The following is an 18724-nucleotide window of genomic DNA, read 5'->3' on the forward strand; positions in this document are numbered from 1 at the left end:
GAACCAGGGGCCCGTCCCGCGAGATGAATCGCGGGGCGGGCCCCTTGGTGTCTTCCGGCCGGCTCAGATGGTCAGCGGCTCGAAGTCCCAGTAGGGACGGTTGCGGGAGCGGGCCGAGACGGTGTGGACGTGCTGGGCACCCAGGGTGGTCGCCAAGTCCTCCAGGGCCTCGTTCTCGATCTTCTCGGCCTTCTGCCGGTCACGGAGACCGCGCAGGTCGGCGGCGTGGGCGATACGGGCGGACAGCGTCAGCGGGTGGGTCCGGCCCAGGACCTCCATGGCGCGGGTGATGACGGAGTCCGTCAGCGCCGCCGCCCCCTCGGGGTCGCCCACGAGGTTCCGCAACGCCGAGGCGTTGATGGCGCAGCCCAGCGTCCACGGGTGGTTCTCGCCGACGGCCTGCTCCATGCCGGCCAGCGCCTCCTCCAGGAGCACGTGGGCGTGGTCCCTCTCCCCCACGTTGCGCAGGATCAACGCGTGGTTGGACCGGGTGCCCACCACGTACGGGTGTTCCTCACCGAGCATGTCCGCGTACCCGTTCACGACCTTCTCGCTTATGGCCCGGGCCTGGTCGATGTTGCCGTGTTCGCGGGCGAAGCAGCTCTGTCCTGCGGCGAACATCATCGTCAGCGGGTCGTTCTCGCCCAGGACGCGTTCGCAGCGTTCGAGGACGCGGGTGAACAGGGCGGCGGCCTTGGCGCGTTCACCGTTGCGGTAGTGGCAGAGCGCGAGGTTGTGCTCGGCGCGCAGGGTCTGCGGGTTGTCGGTCCCCAGGACGCGCCGGTGCACCTGGACGCTCTGGTTCTGCAGGGAGAGCGCCTCGTTGTAGCGGCCCAGGAGCCGCAGATCGGTGGAGTAGTGGATCTCGGAGTAGAGGGTCCAGGCGTGCCGTTGCCGCAGGAGCTGACGGCGGGCGTCCAGCGTCCGGCCGTTCAGTTCCAGGGCCTCTGTGTACCTGCCCAGCAGCCGGAGCGTCATGGCCAGGTTGTTCTGCGCGTTGAGCGTGCGGGAATCCTGGTCGCCCAGGAGTTCCCGGTAACCGGCCAAAACCCAGCCGGAGATGTCCAGCGCCTCGTCGTACCGGGCGAGACCACGCAGGTCGGCGGCCAGTCCGGATGCGGCGCGCAGGTGTTCCAGGTCGTGGATGCCGCGTTCGGCGCGCAGGTGGTCCACGGCGGCGCGTTCGATGGCCTCGGTCGCGGCGTAGTCACCGACGGCCCTGAGCAGGTTGGCGTAGTGGTAGCTGAGGTCCCAGATCCGGGAGTGGTTCTCACCGAACATCTCCCGCCAGGCGACCATGGCGCGTTCACCCAGTTTGATACCCGCCCGGTACTCCCCAGACAGGTACATGTAGCGCAGACAGTTGAGAACCAGGGTCTGCACGGCCGGGTCGGTGCTCTTGAGTACGTCGGCCCACTTCAGGTGCGGGGTGATCTCGGCGTACGCGGGCCACAGACGGGTGTCGGTGGGGCGGCCGGGGTCCGCCGCGGCGAGAGCGCGCCTGACCACATCGATGAACTCCTGCCGGTTCTCCTCCGACATGTCGTGGCCCACGATCTGGTGGACCATGCGGTGCATGTAGAGGGACTCCCCGGAGGATGCCGCTTCGATGCCCGATTCATGGGATTCCAGCCGCACCACGGAGTACTGGCGGAGCTGGTTGATCGCCTTGTTCCACAGCAGGGGGTCGCTCATCAGCCCGGAGACCTGTTCCGGCAGGTCCCCTGGCGGCATCTCCTTCAGCAGCCGTACGGGGATGGAGCCGGGTGCGAAGAAGCTGCACAGGCGCAGCAGGTCGACGGACTCGGGGACGGTGTCCCTGAGCTTGTTCAGCAGTATCGACCAGGCGGTCTGGAAGGCGAGCGGGAAGTCGGCGGAGACCTTGACGACGTCCTGGTCGATGCCGCCTTCGAGGAGTTCGATGTACTCCTCCACCGACAGGTCCGAGTCGTTGAGCCACCCGGCGGTCTGGTCGAGGAGCAGCGGCAGGTCTTCGAGCGCCTCGGCGAGCTGGTCGGCCTCCGCCGGGGTCAGGCGGGGGGCGCGGCGGCGGATGAAGGCCACGGACTCGTCGCGCCGGTAGACGGGCACCTCGACGAGGTTGCTGTTGTGCTCGCTCCACTCCGGGTTGCGGGAGGTGATCAGGACGTGTCCCGGGCCGGTGGGCACCAGGTCCCAGATCTGGTCGGGCTCGTCGGCACCGTCGAGGATGAGCAGCCAGTGGGCGTGCGGGTCGCCGCGGCGCAGCGAGTCGCGTACGGCGCGGAGCCGTTCGCCGTATTCGGCGCCGGTGGACAGGCCCAGTTCGGGGGCGAGTTCGGCGAGCTTCTGCCGGTAGATCGCGCGGCGGTCGGCGGGCACCCACCAGACCACGTCGTACTCGGAGCCGAAGCGGTAGACGTATTCGGCGGCCAGTTGCGTCTTGCCGACGCCCGACATGCCGTGCAGGGTCACGACTCCGGCGCCGGGGCCCGACTCCTGGAGGGCCCGGTAGGCGTCGGTGAGCAGTTGCTCGCGGCCGGTGAAGCGGATGTTGCGGCGCGGCACCCCGCCCCACACCTGCGGGGTGTCGGCGGGGAAGCGCGGGCCCGGTGCGCTGTCGGCGTCGGGAAGGGGGTCGGTGGGCAGGCCGAGCCGGGCCAGGAGACGCCGCTCCGCCTCCGCCGCACCGACGTTGGTGAGGTCGGCCGCGCCGAAGGCGGAGGTGGCACCGGGCAGCGCCGACGTGGTGACGCAGACTGCCGCGAACCGGTCGGGGTCAGGGGCCACTTCGGAACGCAGCGCCCTGTTCCATTCATCGTGGCTGCGGGGGCCGAGCTGGAAGTACCAGTCGCTGAGCACCACCAGGACGCGTCCGCGCGCCAGCGTCAGATCCCGCAGCGACTCCTCCAGCGGGATCGAGACCGGCGGGTCCCATCGCTGCTGGACGACGGTGACGCCACGCCGCTCCAGGCGGTCCGCGATCCACGCCGCCCAGGCGCGGTTGAACCCGGCGAAACTGATCGTGACGGTGTTCGCCCCGGTCACTCCAACTGGCTTACGCGTTCCGGGCATTCAACCGTCTCCCTGCCTCGATACGAGCCTTGTCAACATACACCGGAGCCTTGGTCGCTCCAGCGGAAATCGCGGGCCGCTCACTTCCGTCGCGAGCCGTTCCTCTGCTGCCATATCACCTTGGCGGTACTCACGTACGCCTGTGCGCGCGCGAGGTGCCCGGGGGGAGGCGGAGAATCGTCCAGACGGTGGTAGACCGTGATCATCTCGTTGACCAGGGTCCGGCCCGCGGGGGTGAGCGCCGCCGATCCGGCCAGGACGGGCAGCGCGGCGCCGACCTGTTCGCGGCACCGGGCGTGCTCGGCCCAGGCGAGGTCGCGGTGGGTGACCCGTTGCGCGTGCAGGGCGAACCGCTGCCAGTAGTCGGCGAGCGCCAGGTGCGAGTAGGCGCCCTGGAGGAGGCCGTCGAAGGGGCGGGGGTCGGGGCGCCAGGGGGCGAAGTACCGCTCGGCCCCGTCCTCCCGGTGCAGGGGGCACAGGACGCTGAGAGCGGCCAGCTTGGTGTGCTGGAGTTCATGGACGAGCGTCGCCGCGAAGTAGGCGGAGGTGGCCGGCTTACTGCTCAGCACGGCTCCGAACGCCTCACGCCTGGTTCCGCTGCAGTGTGCCGCGCTGTCTCCTTCGGGTCCGGTCCCGGTCGGGTGCCCCAGCGGAACGACGCAGCGCAGCAGTACGGCCGCTTCCGTGAGGCGGTGTTCGCCGCCGACCCGGAGCAGGGGCTCCACGCCCGACCAGGAGGCCGCCCACTCCTTGCGCTCGTGGTCACCGACGTGCGTGGCCCCGCCGAATCCGTGGTGCGGCTGCCCGCCGTCGTCCATGCCGTACGGGTCGACGTCGTCCAGCGACACGGGCCCGTTGCCGGGGACCACCTCGGGCAGCACGAGTACGGGGAGCCAGCGGGGGTCGGTGGAGGTCATCGTCCGGTCCGGCTGGCACCTGACCATCAGCTCCGGGCCCTCCTGCGGGCGCACCTTCAGCACATCGTTGCCGTAGACCAGTTCGGCCCGGCCCTCACCGACCTGGACGGCCCCCAGCGTCGGCAGGCAGATCAGCCCACCCCTGGGGGCGAGCCGGGTACGGAACCCCACCCCCGCCCGCACCGCCCCCGCCGCCGCCAGCGCGGTCAGGTGCGCCAGGTCCGCGCGGAGGTCCGGGCCGGCGGGGGCGCCGGAGGTGAGGCCGCCCAGCAGGCGCCCGGCCCAGGGGCCCGCCAGGGGGTGGAACAGGACGGTGCGTACCGCGGCCCGGTCCGCGAGTTCGGCGGTTTCGAGGAGGGCCCAGTCCTCGCGGAGCCGGTCCAGCAGCCCGGGTGGGCAGACCGTGGCGGGTGCGGCCTCCGCCGAGTCGAGCACGGCGCGCAGGAGGACGAGGCGGCGGGTGTCCTGGTCGCGGGCGAGCAGCCCGAGAGACGCGGCGTCGCCCTCGGTGCGGCCGAGCTGGCGCAGGACGTGGTCGGGGACGGGGCTCATGGGGGGCCTCCAGCGGTTGCGTCGGCGAGCCGCTCCGCGATGTGGCGGATCAGGCGTTCGAGGTCGGCGCAGTAGACGGAGGGGTTGCGGAAGCCGTTGTCTGCGCGATAGCGGTGTGCGTAGTGGCCGCCACCGCAAACGGTCAGCAGCGGGCAGGCGCGGCAGGTGGCGGCGAGCGCGTCGGCCCCCGCCTGGCGGGCGGCCACGCCGGGGTGGCGCAGCGCGTCGTCGAAGGTGTGGTGGAAGACGTCGAGGCCGGTGGCGGCGGCGCCGTCGTACGCGGACTTGAGCGAGTCGACCTGTTCGATGGCCCCGTCCGTCTCGACGACCACCGCGTTGAGCGGGTCGAGGCCGAGGGACTCGGTTGCGGCGGGCAGTCCGAGGAGCAGCGCGACGCACTCCTCGAAGAGCCGGACGTGGGTCTCCCGCCGGGGTGCCCGCCACCAGCGGTCGAAGACGGTGCACAGCCAGTCGCCGTACGGGGTGGGGCGGCCCGGTCCGGCGGCTTTGGGCAGACCCGGCGGCGGGCTGGACCAGTTGCCGTGGGGCAGCAGGAGGTCCAGGGCCGGAGGGCGCAGGGCGAGCAGCGATTCGTACATCTCGACGGGGTCGGTGCGCGGGTCGACGACGGTGAGAATGCCCGCGTACGCCTCCGGGTGGTGGTCGGCCAGGAGGCGGGCGCCGCGCGAGGCGGCGGGCCAGGAGGGGCGGCCCGCGTGGTCGGTGCGCAGGGTGTTGTGGGCGGCGAGGCCGCCGTCGAGGCTGATGCCGACGCGGATGCCGTGCCGGGCGAGGGTGGTGACGGCGGGACCGGTGAGCAGGGTGGCGTTGGTCTGCACGGTGGTGCGGACGGCGCAGCCGGCCGGGACGCGCTCGCGCACCGCGTCGGCGAGGGCCGCCAGCCGGCCGGGGCCGGCGAGCAGGGGTTCGCCGCCGTGCAGGACCAGGGCGACGCTGCCGAGCCCGTGGCTGGCTGCGTGCTCCGCGATGCGGGCGGCGGTGCGGTCGAGGACGGCGGGCGAGGCTGCGGATGGGCGGTCGCGCCAGGTGCGGTCGGGGCCCTCGTACAGGTAGCAGTAACGGCAGGCCAGGTTGCAGCGGCCGTGCACCTTGACGATGAACTGGCCGAAGGGGACCGCGTCCACCGGGACGCCGTCCGGCAGGGACGGCACCGGCGCGGTGGAACGGTGCGTGCCGGAGTCCGGCCGCGGCGCTGCCTCCGCGGACCGCTCGGTTCGCCTTCCCCGCGGCGTCGACCCTCCAACCACCCAAGCACCCCCGTGCTGTATGCCGGCCCGGAGTCGCCCCCGCCGGCCCGGGGTGAGTGTTCCCGGCGTGGAACGGAGCCAGGCGGTTCCCCGGCCACGATGTCCTGATCAGGCGCACCCCCGGCCTGAAGCATGCGGTGGGAGCCGCCGGGCGTCATGTCAGAAGGCGCTGGTGAAGCCCCAGTACATTTCGCGCGGCTGCTCCGCCCGCCCCCGCAGATCCGCCACCACCTCAGCCAGCACCGGGTGGTCCATCGTCCGCAGGGTCGCCAGGTCCAGGCCCAGCAGGTCCGGCAGTTCGCCCGGGCCCGTCGCGCCCGCCCCGTCGTTCCGTGTCGACTCGCTCATCACGCCTCCCCGTACCGCAGCACCGGGCCGTCCGGTGACCCGCTCGTCGTCGAGCGCGCCCCGCCGGTCCCGCCTCTCTGGCCTGCCCTGTTCGACTCCTGTCGGCCGTGCGCGCCGGGGCGCGGATCCGCTCGTCGTCGAGCGTGTCGCACTCATCGCTCCAGCTCCGCCAGGCGTTCGGCGGTCGCTTCGCCCGCCGCGCCGCCGTCGTCCGGCAGTTTGCGCCACTCCTGACGGGCCGCCCGGTACGCGTCCCGCGCGGCCCGGGGGCGGCCCGCCCTCTCGTACGTCATACCCCGCCAGTGGTTGGCTGTAGCAGCCAACTCCACGGCTTCCCGGAGATGTTGCGGAGTCTCCAGCTCCGCTTGCGCGTCCCCGGCGGATTCGGCGGCCGAGCGGAAGGCCTCCGCCGCCTCGTCGCGGCGGGCCGGGCGGCCGAGGACGCCGGCGGCCTGGAGAAGGGCCCGGCCCAGCTCCAGCCAGCAGCGGGCGGCGGTGAGCGGGTCGGTGGCCTCCTCGGCGGCGAGCTTGAAGAGGTACTCGGCCTCCCGCAGGTCGACCCGGTCCGCCGTGGCGCGGTGGCGCAGCATCAGGGCCCGGCCCAGCATCAGCAGGCGCTCCGACTGGTGGGCGCCGCCGGCCGGCGTCTCGGAGCGGCAGTCGCGCAGCACGCGGACCGCGGCGCCGATGTACTCGCGGCCGTCCGGGAGTTCGGCGCGGCGCAGCAGCGTCGCGCCCCATTCGGCGAGCAGGTCGGTGTGGGCCCGGGAGTCGCGGGGGATGCCCCGGGCGGCGCGGGCGAACCACTCGGTGGCGGCGACGAGTTCGGCGGGGTCGCCGGTCTGCTCGTAGCGGGCGGCCCGGACCCGTCCGGCCCGGGTCTGGAGCTGGGCGCGCTGGCGCTGGTCGCGTACGGTCTCCAGCGCCTGGGCGGTGAGGGTGGCGGCCTCCTCCGGCTCGGCGCCCGAGACGAGCAGGGCGTCGACGAGGTCCAGGACGACGCGGACCTCGCTGCCCATGGTCTGCCGGCCGCCCTGGGCGAACGCGGTGCGCAGGGAGCGGGCCGACTGGCGGGCGTACTCGCGGGACTGTTCGCCGTCCTGGGTGGCGCGGGCGAGCTTCAGCAGGGTGCGGCCGTGCTGGAGGGGCAGGACGGCCGGGCGGTTCTCCTGGTCGGGCCAGGCGTCGGTGAAGGCCTCCAGCATCCCGCAGGCGCTCTGCAGCAGCGCGGTGTCGCCGTCGAGCCGCCACTGCGCCTCCAGGGCGCGCACCCGTTCCAGGGTGAGCCGCAGCGCCTCGCCGGGTTCCAGGCCGGGGCTAGCGCAGGCGGCGGTGTACTCGCGGTCGGCGCGCCGCAGCAGCTCCAGCGCGCCGCGCCGGTCGCCGCGCCTGCGCCGCTCGTCGGCCGCCGCGTGCAGGACCTTGGCGAGCACCGCGCGTTCGCGTACGGCGCCGGGCCGGGCGGCGGCCCGTTCGGCGGCGCGTTCGGCCTCGTCGAGCAGGTCGGCACCGCCCTGCACCTCCCACAGCCGCAGCACGCAGCGCGCGTACTCCGCCCAGAGTTCGGCGTCCTCGGCGGCGTCCCCGCCGTGGTCGGCGGCGCCCCTGAGGAGCTGCACGGCGTCGATCAGGCGCTGCACCATCTTGTCGGCCTCGAAGTGCCGTACGAGTTCACGGGCGCGGCGCACGGCAAGGCCGCCGGCCCGGGAGTCGGGGGCGGTTCTGGGTTCGGGGGTCACGAATCTGGGGGGTACGGGCATGAATCGCTCCAGTACGCGTGCTGCGACTTCGGCAAAGGCGTGGGGGACGCGCGGACCACCACGTCTCTCGTTCCCCCCGTTCCCCTCGTTCTCCTCACTGTCGTCGGCGTCCTCCGCGTCCACGTCGCTGCCCGGACCAGAAATCGGCCAGGGGGTGCCCCGTGCGGCGCCGCCGGTGGTGCCGTCGCCGAGCTGGGCGTAGGCGAGGGCCGGGAAGTTGGGCCCGCCCTTGCCGAACCGCTGCTCTATGTATTGCGAACAGTGCTTGAGTACGAGCAGAGCCTCGTCACGGCCCAGCGGCCCGAGCAGGGCCTCCTGGACGTCGGGCTCGAACGCGTACCACTGTCCGCGTCCGGTGCCGCCCTCCTGCCGCCTGAGGAGGCCGCTCAGCAGGACTTCGGCGAGTTCGGAAGGTCCCGACTGGGGCAGCATCGTGCGCTGTACGAGTTGCATGACGGGCAGGTAGAGGGGTGCCGCCGCCAGGTAGACGGCGAGCTGTCCGGCGGCCGGGGAGGCCGTCGAGCGGAACCGGCTGACCAGTTGCAGCGAGGACAGGGTGCCGCCCCCGCGGCGGGCGGCCGCCGCCGGCTGATCGGCCCTGACCCAGCCGACCGCGCCCGGGACGGACGCCGCGCCGGTGCCGGAGAGCAGCCTCGCCCAGGCGGCGAGGGCGTCCGCGACCGGCGGCAGGACGGGCACGGCGAGGGCTCCGGGATGGGCGGGGCCCGTTCCGGCGTCGCCGGTGACCTTCAGCAGGGTGGCCCCGGCGGGCCCCTCGCCCCGGGTCAGCGAGCCGAAGGTGACCGGCAGCCGGGTCCGGTTCCACATGCGCTGCGGCAGCGGCTGGAGCACGGCGACCGGGGCGAGCCGGGCGAGCTGGTGCAGCAGCCGGTGGGCGTGTCCGCTGCGCCAGAGCGGGCCGGCGCAGTCGCTGACGACGACGGTGACCCGGCGCCCGGTGGGGTCGCTGAGCCGGTCCGCCGAGTGCAGCGGGGCGGCGGCGGGGTCCGGGCTGCGGCTGACGGTGCAGCCGCCGTCGGGTCCGGGGTGCAGGTAGCGCATCTGCACGTCCCGGAAGGCGCCGAGCTGGGCGAATATCTGCTGGAGCTCCTCGAACATCCGGTCCCAGACCAGCATCGAGGAGGAGGCGTCCATCACGCACTGCACGACGGCGTCGCCCCGCCTCACGCCCCGGAACACCGGCATGATCACGCCGCCCGCGCGGGCGCTGCGTTCGGCGGTCGCGGTCTCGTCCAGGACGCGGCGCAGCGGGGCGGAGACCGGGCGGTAGCGCTGCAACGGGCGCAGGGCGCGGCTCAGTTCGAGGGGTGCGGGCAGGACGGGGGCGGCCGGGACGCCGAGGGGCAGCACGGCGGCGCCGGAGTCGGTGCCCGGCCGGGCGGTGTCGGGGTCCCGGGCGGATGTCCCGTCGCCGGTGCGGGTGCGGCCGGGGACCGGGTGCAGGGAGATCCGCTCGCCGTCGCCTGTCCGGCCGGCCTCCTCGCGCCGGGTGTCCGGGTCCGGCGTGCGCACGTCCCCGGGCGCCCGCGTCTCCGTACGGGCGGACTCGGCGCGCTCGTCGGAGGTCCGGGTGCCGGCGCGGCCCTCGGGGTCCGTGTCCGTGCCCTCGTCGGAGGCGTCGGCGGCGCGGGTCCAGCGGGCCAGCCAGAGCGCGTCGCAGAGCTGCTCGACGTCGGGGTCGAGCCCGGCGCCGCGCAGCCGCGCGACGAGCTCGGGCAGTAACCCGGTGCCGTACGACTCCGAGGCGCCGGGCGTCCCGTCGGGCCCAGGGGTCACGGAGGCACCGGGCGCACCACCGGGCCCGTCGCCCCCGCCGCTGCCGTCCGCCGCACCGGACATCAGATCCTCACCTCGGCCGGTCGAGTCGCTGGATGAGCAGGTCGGCCAGCCGGTCGCGGCCGGCCGGTGACGCGGCGTGCGTCAGGTAGATCGCGTTCAGCAGCTGGTCCGTGGCGAGGAGTTCGGTGCGGGAGCGTTCCAGGAAGTGGGCGATGAGGTCGTCGCTGGCGCGGGCGGCCTCTTCGCCCAGGTGGGCCTTGACGAAGGAGGCGAGCCGCTTGTGGTCGGGGCGGCCCAGCTCCAGGTGGATGCAGCGGCGCATCAGCGGGGCCGGGAAGTCCCGTTCGCCGTTGCTCGTGAGCACGACGAAGGGGAAGGCGCGGCACTGCACCCGGCCGCCCTTGATGCGGACCTTGTTGCCGTCGTGGTCGAGGACGTCCGCCTCGCCGTCGGGCAGGCGGTCGGCGATCCGCTCCAGCTCGGGGATGGCGAACTCGCCCTCCTCCAACACGTTGAGCAGGTCGTTCGGAAGGTCGATGTCGCTCTTGTCCAGCTCGTCGATGAGCAGGACGCGCGGCCGGTCCGAGGGCAGCAGCGCGGTGCCGAGCGGCCCGAGCCGGATGTAACTGCCCACGCTCTGGGCGGCGTCGGCCCCGGGTGCGCCGCCGGCCGCCGCGTGCGAGGCGATCTGGACGTCCTGGAGCCGGGCGATGGCGTCGTAGTGGTAGAGGCCGTCGAGCAGCGTGGTGCGGCTGACCACGGGCCAGCGCAGCACCTTGCCGAGCTCCAGCTCCCGGGCCACGGAGTGGGCCAGGGTGCTCTTGCCTGCGCCCGGGTCGCCGGTGACGAGCAGCGGGCGCCTCAGGTACAGCGCAGCGTTGATCATCTCCAGTTCCTCGGCGCCGGGCCGGTGCTCCTCGGCCACGCGGCCGGGGATGCCGAGCCTGCGGTCGCCGCCGTCCGGCGCGCCGGGCCCGCGGTCTCCGCCGAAGTCGCGCCAGGGCGGCGGGGGCGGCAGCTGCGGCACCTCGTCGTGCGGTTCGCCGATGCCCCGGTAGATGAGCCACTCGCTCGGTTCACTCATAGCGTGTTCCTCGTTGTCACTCGTCCGCCACCGGCGGTCCCCGCCGAACGTGCCTTACCGTAGCGATCCAGCCCAACACCCGTAAGGGGAAGGCGAGTTAGCGTGCGTATGAGATGCGGTTCGCGGTGGCTCACGGCGCCTCCAGGAAGTCGGAGCCCGGCAGCGGACGGTGCGGATCGTCGTAGTAGAGGGCGGTGCCGGCGGACCAGTACATCTCCGTGCGCCCCGCGCTCACCCCTCGTCTCAGTTCGTGGATCCTCCACGGCAGCCGGTCGTGGGTGCGGGTGTCCGACACCGCCTCGGCCACGCGCCGGTGGAACTCCTTGCAGACCGTGTCAGCCTCCGTCGCCCGCCGCTGGAGCAGGGCCACGCCGAAGCCGCTGTCGAGCAGCCGCACCACCCCGGCCGTCACGTCGGGGTCCGGCCGGCTTCCGTAGCGGCACAGGACGGGCACGGTTCCGTGGGCCAGGGTGCTCAGCCGCGCCGACTCCGGTACTCGTACCCGTAATTCGTCCTCGCAGTCGACGACTTCGGCCGTGATGCCGGTGGTGAGCCCGGCGTCCCAGCGGGCCGGCCGCTGCCCGTCCGCGCCCTGGTTCGGGCTGCGCAGGACCACCGGGCGTACGGCTCCGATCCGCTGCCCGGACTGCGGCAGCACCCAGTCGTCGACGGGGAGACCGAACAACGGGGGCGCGACGACGACCTGGAGCATGGCCGGGCTGCCGGGCTCGTCGCAGCGGCGGAACGCCTCGGTGAGCGCGGCGGCCAGCCGGTCCGGGACGGTGCCGAGCGGGGCGCCGCCGCCGTCCTCGTCGACCGGCTCCGCCTCACCGGCCCGGCGGTCCACGGCGACCCGCCAGTCGTACTGGTCGGGGGCCCAGTACTGGACGTCCACATGGAGCACGACGCAGTCGCGGTCGCCGTACAGGACGGGTTCGCTCGCCGGGGCGCGGGCGGCCCGCTGGCGGTTCTGCTCCAGGCGCAGCCGGATCTCGGCCCACTCCACGCCGAGCCGGCTGCGCAGGTCCCTGGGCAGATGGGCGTCCGCGATGCCCCTGACCCAGCCCCACAGCGCCTTGGCGTTCCGCACGGAGAGCTGGCCCCAGGGCCGGTCGGCCGCGAGGACGCCCATGCAGTAGCGCACGATCAGTTCGAACTGCGCCTCGCGGTCGCGGGCCCGGGCGTCGTACAGGGTGCCGAGTCCGTCGCGCCAGGCGCGCGGTGCGGGGCGGTGGTCGCGGGCGTACACCCCGGGCAGCCGGTCCAGCAGCGTCAGCAGGGAACGGGTGCTCGCCGGGGGCGGTAACTCGGCGAGCCGGCCGAGCAGTTCGGCGCGGAGCCTGGGGCCGAGGATGCCGCCGGGCGGGGCGGGCAGCTCGCTCTGCGCGTCGGTCCAGGTCCGCTCGGTGCCGGCGGAGCTGGTGTGCTGGTCGGCGTGGTAGCGGTCGTGGGCGTGGAAGACGGCCTGGTAGGGATCGTCGGTCTCGGTCTCGACGGGGCCGGCCGGCACCTCCAGGGTGCGCAGCCGCTCGATGCCGACGGCGGTCCCGCCCTGGTGGCCGTCGAGCCGCGACTTGATGACGCCGACGACCTCGCCGCGGACCAGGTCGACCAGCGGGCCGCCGGACATGCCGAGCTCCACCCAGTCCCCGTCGAGCCGCACCACCTGCTCGGCGTCGCCCGACGCCCCGTAGGAGCCCTTGACGGCGCAGACCCCGCTGCGGTTCTGGAGTCCGCCGCCCTGGCCCGGCGCCCAGCCCACGCAGCGCACCTCGCGGCTGCGGAGCATCGCCTCGGACCGCTCGGTGACGTACACGCAGGGGTGCTCGACGGGCCGCTGGAGCTGGATGAGCGCGAGGTCGGGGGCCGGCCAGCCGCCGGGTCCGGGCGGCCGGGTGCCGGGCAGGGCGGCGACGACCTTGCCGGGCACCTCGGTCAGCTCGGTGCTGTAGCGGTCCGCCTTGAACCACACGCCCACCACGCCGTCCTCCCCCCGCATCGCCACGTGCGCGCACGTGAGGACCCAGCTGGGTGCGACGAAGAAGCCGCTGCCCAGGAAGTCCCCTCCCGGCCCGTCCTGGGCATACCCGGGCGGTGGGCGATGGATGCGTACGGTCGCGTCCTGCACGAGGTCCATGAGGGCAGCCTGGGCGGGTTCGAGCACCCCCTCTGCGCCCCCTCTGTCCTCGGAGGTCATGCCCCGCCGCCGGCGGTGTCGCCCGCTCCGCCCGGGTGTGCCGGTGCGCCGGGGGGTGCCCCGGCGGGCGGGAAGCCGGGAGGTGCGCCCGCGCCCGGTGGCGGGGCGGGCGGTGGTGCGGGGGGCGCGAACGGGGCGGGCGTCTGCGCCGGTACGGGGGCGGGCGGCGGCGCGTCGATCGGCGGCCCGCCGCCGTTCCAGGTCAGCGTCACCGTGATGGCGCCCTTGGCCTCCCCGTCCGCGAGCAGCCCGACGATCTTGCCGGACTTGGCGGTCAGCTCGATGCCGAACTCCACGCTCACCTCGTCCGGCCGCACCGCGCGCAGCGGCACGGCCAGGGAGCGCGCCACCCCGGTCACCACGGAGTGCAGGCTCTCGACCCGGGCCTGGACCTGGTCCGCGATGTCCCCGAAGCCGGTGTCCGTGTAGCTCGGACCGCCGCCGGGCGCGGGACCGGCCAGCTCCTCGGCCCCGGAGATCCGGGCCCAGACCGGCGTGCCGTCCGGCAGCTCAATGCGCGTAATACGGGACCCACTGTCGCTCATGACAACCCCCCGTTCGCCAACTACCCGCAGATTAACGGCCGTAGTCGGCGGATGAGGGGTAGATCGACGAGGAGGGGGCAGCCGGACGGGCAAAGCGTGCCGGGGGCCGCTCTAGACTTGAGCCATGTACTTCACCGACCGCGGTATCGAGGAGCTGGAGAAGCGGCGAGGCGAGGAAGAGGTCACGTTCGAGTGGCTCGCCGAGCAGCTGCGTACGTTCGTCGATCTGAACCCCGACTTCGAGGTGCCGGTCGAGCGCCTCGCGACCTGGCTGGCCCGTCTGGACGACGAGGACGAGGACGAGTAGTCCTTCCGCCGGTCAGTCCGTTTCCTCCCCGCCTCGTACCCGGTCGTACGCGAGGCCCAGCGCGCCGTGCGCCATCAGGAGCACCCCGGCGAAGGCCCAGCCGCCGCTGCGCCGGGCCGCTCCCCACAGGGCGAGCGGCAGTCCGGCCGCGAGCTGGGCGCCCGCGAGGGCCCGCGCCCGCGGGCCGCGCACCCAGGGGCCGAGCCGGCTGCTCTCCACCGCGCCCAGGTCGACCTTGACCGCGTCGCGCCACCCGGTCCACTCGACGCGCTCGGCGCCGTCCCACGCCCCGGCGCCCGGCGGTTCGTCCGGGTCGGCCCCGAGTCCGGCCGGGAGCGCGAGGCCGGTGCGGGTGAGTACGGCGAGCAGCCCGCGCAGCCGGGCCCGGGCGTCGGTGTCCGGGTCGGGGCGGGTGAGCGCTTCGAGCGACTGCACGTCCAGTACGGGGTCGAGCCCGAGCCGCTCGGCGAACGTACGCATCGCCTCGTCCTCCCCGGCCGGGGTGCCGTCCGCGAGCCAGACGTAGCCCACCGGGCGGCGGAATCCCGAGGCGAGGGTGTACCCGGCCCGGTCGCCGTCCCACCACAGCGCGAGCACGGGCCAGGTGGAGCCGACCGCGAGCGCGGTGGCCCAGCCGCCGAGCACCCGGTCGACGGGCTCGGCCCGCTCCCCCTCCCCCGACCGCGCGCGGCGGCCGCCCTGCCAGGGCTCCCCCTCGGGTACGAGAACGCTCCACCCCTGCCCGGCGGGCGCCAGCAGCAGCGGTTCGCGCAGCAGGTGCGCGACCGGGCGCACGGCGTCCGGCACGGTCCGGCACAGCAGCAGGGCACCCACGGGTGAGGTCGCGTCCATGGGTGACACCGTAGGACACCTTGCCCAGTTCTGTGCCGTTTTGCGCGCTTCGATCCCTCGCGAGGCCCCGTGACCCTGTCTTGACTTCACCGATCCGCGATATATCGTGTTCTTCAAGAGACGCGATATGTTGCGTCGTCCGCGCTATCCGGGAGGTCAGATCCATGCCTGTCTCGACATGGTCCGTCGCCGAGCCTCGGAAGCTGACCTTCGACGAGCCGGTGACCGCGCTGAAGGTGCGCGTCGTCAACGGCACGGTCAACGTGGTCGGCACCGACGAACCGACCGCACGCCTGGAGGTATCCGCGATCGAAGGGCCGCCGCTCCTCGTGACGCAGGAGGACGGCGTCCTGACCGTGGCGTACGAGGACCTTGCCTGGCAGAACCTGCTGAAGTGGTTCGACCGCAAGGAATGGCGCCGCCACGCGGTCGTCTCGCTCGCGGTCCCGGCCGGCGCGACCGTGGAGGTCGGCGCGGTCGGCGCCGGGGCCTTCGTCTCCGGGATCCGGGGGCGTACGGAGGTACGCGGCGTCAACGGCGACACCACGCTCGTCAACCTCTCCGGGCCGGTCGGCGCGGAGACCGTCTCCGGCGGGGTGGAGGCCCAGTCCGTCACCGGCGACCTTCGTTTCAAGTCGGTCTCCGGCGATCTGACGGTCGTCGAGGGGGCGGGCGCCTCCGTGAAGGCCGAGTCCGTCAGCGGCGGCATGGTGCTCGACGTGGACGCGGCCGGGAAGCCCACCGACATCCGGCTGGCCACGGTCTCCGGCGAGATCGCCATCCGGCTGCCGCACCCCGCCGACGCGCGGGTGGAGGCGAACACCGCGAGCGGTTCCGTCTCCAACGGCTTCGAGGACCTGCGGGTCAGCGGCCAGTGGGGCGCGAAGAAGATCACCGGCACGCTGGGCGCCGGCACCGGCACCCTGAAGGCGACGACCGTCTCCGGGTCGATCGCGCTCCTGCGCCGCCCGCCGGCCGAGGACGAACCGTACGACGCCGAGCCGACCGGAAAGGTGCTCTGACATGCCCCCCGTATTCGCCCACGGCCGCCTGCGGCTGTACCTCCTGAAGCTGCTCGACGAGGCGCCCCGGCACGGCTACGAGGTGATCCGGCTGCTGGAAGAGCGCTTCCAGGGCCTGTACGCCCCCTCGGCCGGCACGGTCTACCCCCGGCTGGCCAAGCTGGAGGCCGAGGGCCTGGTCACCCACGCCACCGAGGGCGGCCGCAAGGTCTACTCGATCACCGAGGCGGGCCGCGCCGAACTGGCCGACCGCACCGGGGAGCTCGCCGACCTGGAGCTGGAGATCAGGGAGTCCGTCTCCGAGCTGGCCGCCGAGATGCGCGACGACGTACGCGGGGCGGCGGGCAAGCTGCGCAGCGAGATGCGCGCGGCGGCCGACGAGTCGCGCCACGCGCCCGGCGGGCCCGGGGGGCCCGGCACCGGCGCCAAGGAGTCCCCGTTCGGCGGTTTCGGCGACCTGGGTGACTTCGGGGACCTGCGCGACAAGGAGGCGTGGCGCTCCGCGAAGGAGGAGCTGCGCAAGGCCCGCCAGGAGTGGAAGGAGCAGGCCCGCCGCGCGAAGGACGAGTCCCGGCGCGCCCGCCAGGACGCCCAGCAGGCCCGCCGCCAGGCCAAGGAGGCCCAGGACCGGGCACGCGAGCAGATGCAGAACGCCGCACGCCAGGTCCAGGAGCACTTCGCCCGGGGCGACTGGCCGGCCGGGGTCCGCGAGGGCCTGGCCGAGATCACCGGCCAGCTCGGCGGCTTCGCCCGTACGGGGAGCTGGGCGCCGTACGTCAAGCCGGACGCGGCGGGCACCGACCCGGAGTGGGGCAAGGACGCGGGCGGCACCGGCGACCCGGCACGCGACCTGGACCGCCTGCTCGACCGCTTCCGCGACGAGATCCGCGACGCGGCGAGGGACCACGGAGTGACGGAGACCCAGCTCACGGAGGCCCGCCTGCACCTGGCGACGGCCGCGGCGCACGTGGCCGGGGTGCTGCGGGGGGACGGGGAGAAGTAGGTACGGGTACGAGGGGGCGGCGCGACCTTACGGGGGCCGGCGCGACCGGCAGGGGTTGCCGGCGCGACCGCCCCCGTACGGTCAGCCCGCCTTGCGGTGGCCGTCCGCGCCTTCGGCCCCGTCGCCGTACAGCGCGCGCTCGGCCGACGCGTACGTCACGCCGTGGTCCGCGAGGACGTCCGCGACCGGGCCCGGCGTCACGGTGAGGGCCAGCAGGAGGTGCTCGCCGCCGATGAACCGGTCACCGCGCCCGAGCGCGACGCGCAGCGACTTCTCCAGAACCTTCTTCGCCTCCCGGGTGAAGGACGGGCGGCCCGCTCGCCGCCGGCCCCGGCGGTCGCCCCGCAGGGCCCCTTCGCCGTGTGCCTCCTCGATGCGCGAGACGATGGCGCCGAGGTCGATCCCGATGTCCGCGAGCGCCTCGGCGTCAGCCTTGGACATGCCGCCGTGCCTGCGGGCCTCGGCGAGCGCGGCCGCCACCGAGTCCTCGCGGTCCGCCAGGCCCAGCGCGGTGATCGCGAAGGAGGCCCGGCCGGTGTCCTGGTCCAGCAGGGCGAGCAGCAGATGTTCCCCGGTGACCGTGTCGGCCCCGGTCCGTGCGGCGTGCTCCACGGCTCCGGCCACCGTGGCCCGGGCGTCCTTGGTGAATCGCTCGAACATCAATGCCTCCCGTACTTCTTGTGCACGGCCTGCCGGCTGACACCCAGTTCGGCCGCGATCTCCTGCCACGACCAGCCCTTGGCGCGGGCGCTCCTTACTTGTACGGCTTCCAGCTGCTCCAGCAGCCGCCGCAGCGCGGCGACCGACCGCAGCCCCACCCGGGGGTCGCGGTCGCCCGCCCGCTCGGCGAGATCCGTTGCTTCGGTCATGTTGTCAACTTACGTTGACACCGCGGCCATGTCAATCATTATTGACACCCGGACCTCAGACAGTCAGCACGATCTTCCCGAACTGGTCGCCCGCGGCGAGGCGTTCGAAGCCCTCCCGGGCACGGTCCAGCGGCAGCACCTCGTCGATGACGGGGCACACGCCGGTGGTGGCGCAGAAGGCGAGGAGGTCCTCCAGCTCGTCCTTGGAGCCCATGGTCGAGCCGACGACCTTCAGCTCCAGGAAGAAGATCCGGGTCAGCTCGGCGTGCGAGGGCCGGTCGCCGCTGGTGGCGCCGGAGATGACCAGGGTGCCGCCGGGGCGCAGCGACTTGACGGAGTGCGACCAGGTGGCGGCGCCGACCGTCTCGATGACGGCGTCCACCCGGTGGGGCAGCCGGGCGCCGGCCTCGAACGCGTCGACGGCGCCGAGTTCGACGGCCCGCTTGCGCTTGGCCTCGTCGCGGCTGGTGGCGTACACCCGCAGCCCGGCGGCCCGCCCGAGCACGATCGCGGCGGTCGCGACCCCTCCGCCGGCGCCCTGGACGAGCACCGAGTCGCCCGGGCGTACCCCGGCGTTGGTGAAGAGCATGCGGTACGCGGTCAGCCAGGCGGTCGGCAGGCAGGCGGCCTGCTCGAAGCTCAGCTCCCGGGGCTTGGGCAGCACGTTGTACGTGGGGACGGTGACCTGTTCGGCGAACGTGCCCTGGTAGCGCTCGGTGAGGATCGAGCGGGGCTCGTCCGGGCCGACCCCGTGGCCGGTCTGGCCGATGACGGAGTGGAGGACGACCTCGTTGCCGTCCTGGTCGACACCGGCGGCGTCACAGCCGAGGATCATCGGCAGCTTGTCCTCCGCGAGGCCGACGCCGCGCAGGGACCAGAGGTCGTGGTGGTTGAGGGAGGCGGCCCGGACGTTCACGGTGGTCCACCCGGGGCGGGCCTGCGGGGCTGGACGGTCGCCCAGTTCGAGGCCGTTGAGGGGGTGGGCGGGGTCGATGCTGGATGCGTAGGCGGCGAACATGCCGCCGACGATAGGCGTCACCGTACCGACACGTAACCGCCTGCGACTGTGACGCGCACCGCTGGTTTCGGGGCTCCGCCCCGGACCCCGCGCCTCAGACGCCGGCGAGGCTGAAAGTGGCCGCGGCC

15 protein-coding genes are annotated in these 18724 nt (G+C 73.8%); 3 read left to right on the forward strand and 12 right to left on the reverse strand.

Annotation, left to right across the window (positions count from 1 at the left end; translation table 11 throughout):
• Positions 1-63 precede the first annotated feature (63 nt).
• From fxsT to BLW14_RS09670, 8 genes are all read right to left on the reverse strand, one after another.
• Entirely contained in the window at positions 64-3054 is a 2991-nt protein-coding gene (gene fxsT, locus BLW14_RS09635) for an FxSxx-COOH system tetratricopeptide repeat protein (protein WP_177153934.1), read from the reverse strand.
• An 80-nt stretch (positions 3055-3134) separates the two neighbouring features.
• The gene (locus BLW14_RS09640) at positions 3135-4523 is read right to left on the reverse strand and encodes an aKG-HExxH-type peptide beta-hydroxylase (protein ID WP_093706251.1); all 1389 of its coding nucleotides are present in this window, start codon (positions 4521-4523) and stop codon (positions 3135-3137) included.
• The gene (locus tag BLW14_RS09645) at positions 4520-5668 is read right to left on the reverse strand and encodes an FxsB family cyclophane-forming radical SAM/SPASM peptide maturase (RefSeq protein ID WP_093710687.1); all 1149 of its coding nucleotides are present in this window, start codon (positions 5666-5668) and stop codon (positions 4520-4522) included. Before BLW14_RS09645 ends, BLW14_RS09640 begins: the two co-directional genes overlap by 4 nt.
• 282 nt (positions 5669-5950) lie before the next feature.
• Entirely contained in the window at positions 5951-6139 is a 189-nt protein-coding gene (fxsA, locus tag BLW14_RS35620) for an FxSxx-COOH cyclophane-containing RiPP peptide (protein WP_018521085.1), read from the reverse strand.
• A gap of 152 nt (positions 6140-6291) precedes the next feature.
• Positions 6292-9759, reverse strand: coding sequence for an SAV_2336 N-terminal domain-related protein (locus BLW14_RS09655; protein ID WP_093706253.1), 3468 nt, complete (start codon positions 9757-9759; stop codon positions 6292-6294).
• Positions 9760-9766: 7 nt separating this feature from the next.
• Positions 9767-10783, reverse strand: a complete 1017-nt coding sequence (locus BLW14_RS09660) for an AAA family ATPase (protein WP_093706255.1) — start codon at positions 10781-10783, stop codon at positions 9767-9769.
• Positions 10784-10913: 130 nt separating this feature from the next.
• Positions 10914-12920, reverse strand: a complete 2007-nt coding sequence (locus BLW14_RS09665) for a VMAP-C domain-containing protein (protein WP_177153935.1) — start codon at positions 12918-12920, stop codon at positions 10914-10916.
• Positions 12921-12976: 56 nt separating this feature from the next.
• On the reverse strand, positions 12977-13525 hold the full coding sequence (locus BLW14_RS09670; RefSeq protein ID WP_093706259.1) for a CU044_2847 family protein: 549 nt from the start codon (positions 13523-13525) through the stop codon (positions 12977-12979).
• 124 nt (positions 13526-13649) lie between these two features.
• On the opposite strand from BLW14_RS09670, the gene BLW14_RS09675 reads away from it, so the two are divergent.
• A complete protein-coding gene (locus BLW14_RS09675; RefSeq protein WP_003961784.1) occupies positions 13650-13832 on the forward strand; it encodes a DUF6104 family protein in 183 nt (60 codons plus the stop codon).
• Between the two features lie 12 nt (positions 13833-13844).
• On the opposite strand, the gene BLW14_RS09680 is transcribed toward BLW14_RS09675, so the two are convergent.
• The gene (locus BLW14_RS09680; protein WP_093706261.1) at positions 13845-14684 is read right to left on the reverse strand and encodes a hypothetical protein; all 840 of its coding nucleotides are present in this window, start codon (positions 14682-14684) and stop codon (positions 13845-13847) included.
• Positions 14685-14848: 164 nt separating this feature from the next.
• On the opposite strand from BLW14_RS09680, the gene BLW14_RS09685 reads away from it, so the two are divergent.
• Together BLW14_RS09685 and BLW14_RS09690 are read left to right on the forward strand one after the other, a co-directional pair.
• A complete protein-coding gene (locus tag BLW14_RS09685) occupies positions 14849-15706 on the forward strand; it encodes a DUF4097 family beta strand repeat-containing protein (protein ID WP_093706263.1) in 858 nt (285 codons plus the stop codon).
• Position 15707: 1 nt separating this feature from the next.
• A complete protein-coding gene (locus tag BLW14_RS09690) occupies positions 15708-16709 on the forward strand; it encodes a PadR family transcriptional regulator (RefSeq protein WP_093706265.1) in 1002 nt (333 codons plus the stop codon).
• Positions 16710-16790: 81 nt separating this feature from the next.
• On the opposite strand, the gene BLW14_RS09695 is transcribed toward BLW14_RS09690, so the two are convergent.
• Genes BLW14_RS09695 through BLW14_RS09705 form a run of 3 tightly spaced genes read right to left on the reverse strand, consistent with a single transcriptional unit; the run spans position 16791 to position 18596 of the window.
• On the reverse strand, positions 16791-17369 hold the full coding sequence (locus BLW14_RS09695) for a Clp protease N-terminal domain-containing protein (protein ID WP_093706267.1): 579 nt from the start codon (positions 17367-17369) through the stop codon (positions 16791-16793).
• The gene (locus tag BLW14_RS09700) at positions 17369-17578 is read right to left on the reverse strand and encodes a helix-turn-helix domain-containing protein (protein WP_018102716.1); all 210 of its coding nucleotides are present in this window, start codon (positions 17576-17578) and stop codon (positions 17369-17371) included. The genes BLW14_RS09695 and BLW14_RS09700 overlap by 1 nt, the downstream gene beginning before the upstream one ends.
• 55 nt (positions 17579-17633) lie before the next feature.
• Positions 17634-18596, reverse strand: coding sequence for a zinc-binding dehydrogenase (locus BLW14_RS09705; protein WP_093706269.1), 963 nt, complete (start codon positions 18594-18596; stop codon positions 17634-17636).
• Positions 18597-18724: the final 128 nt, after the last annotated feature.

Origin of the sequence: Streptomyces sp. 2131.1 (genome assembly GCF_900105515.1) — a bacterium.
Classification (GTDB): domain Bacteria; phylum Actinomycetota; class Actinomycetes; order Streptomycetales; family Streptomycetaceae; genus Streptomyces; species Streptomyces drozdowiczii.

Coding starts and splice junctions, on each gene's coding strand:
- BLW14_RS09690 (WP_093706265.1), top strand. CDS start 15,708: ATGCCCCCCGTATTCGCCCACGGCCGCCTGCGGCTGTACCTCCTGAAG.
- BLW14_RS09665 (WP_177153935.1), bottom strand. CDS start 12,920: ATGGACCTCGTGCAGGACGCGACCGTACGCATCCATCGCCCACCGCCC.
- BLW14_RS09705 (WP_093706269.1), bottom strand. CDS start 18,596: ATGTTCGCCGCCTACGCATCCAGCATCGACCCCGCCCACCCCCTCAAC.
- BLW14_RS09660 (WP_093706255.1), bottom strand. CDS start 10,783: ATGAGTGAACCGAGCGAGTGGCTCATCTACCGGGGCATCGGCGAACCG.
- BLW14_RS09655 (WP_093706253.1), bottom strand. CDS start 9,759: ATGTCCGGTGCGGCGGACGGCAGCGGCGGGGGCGACGGGCCCGGTGGT.
- BLW14_RS09640 (WP_093706251.1), bottom strand. CDS start 4,523: ATGAGCCCCGTCCCCGACCACGTCCTGCGCCAGCTCGGCCGCACCGAG.
- BLW14_RS09700 (WP_018102716.1), bottom strand. CDS start 17,578: ATGACCGAAGCAACGGATCTCGCCGAGCGGGCGGGCGACCGCGACCCC.
- BLW14_RS09695 (WP_093706267.1), bottom strand. CDS start 17,369: ATGTTCGAGCGATTCACCAAGGACGCCCGGGCCACGGTGGCCGGAGCC.
- fxsA (WP_018521085.1), bottom strand. CDS start 6,139: ATGAGCGAGTCGACACGGAACGACGGGGCGGGCGCGACGGGCCCGGGC.
- BLW14_RS09685 (WP_093706263.1), top strand. CDS start 14,849: ATGCCTGTCTCGACATGGTCCGTCGCCGAGCCTCGGAAGCTGACCTTC.
- BLW14_RS09680 (WP_093706261.1), bottom strand. CDS start 14,684: ATGGACGCGACCTCACCCGTGGGTGCCCTGCTGCTGTGCCGGACCGTG.
- BLW14_RS09670 (WP_093706259.1), bottom strand. CDS start 13,525: ATGAGCGACAGTGGGTCCCGTATTACGCGCATTGAGCTGCCGGACGGC.
- fxsT (WP_177153934.1), bottom strand. CDS start 3,054: ATGCCCGGAACGCGTAAGCCAGTTGGAGTGACCGGGGCGAACACCGTC.
- BLW14_RS09675 (WP_003961784.1), top strand. CDS start 13,650: ATGTACTTCACCGACCGCGGTATCGAGGAGCTGGAGAAGCGGCGAGGC.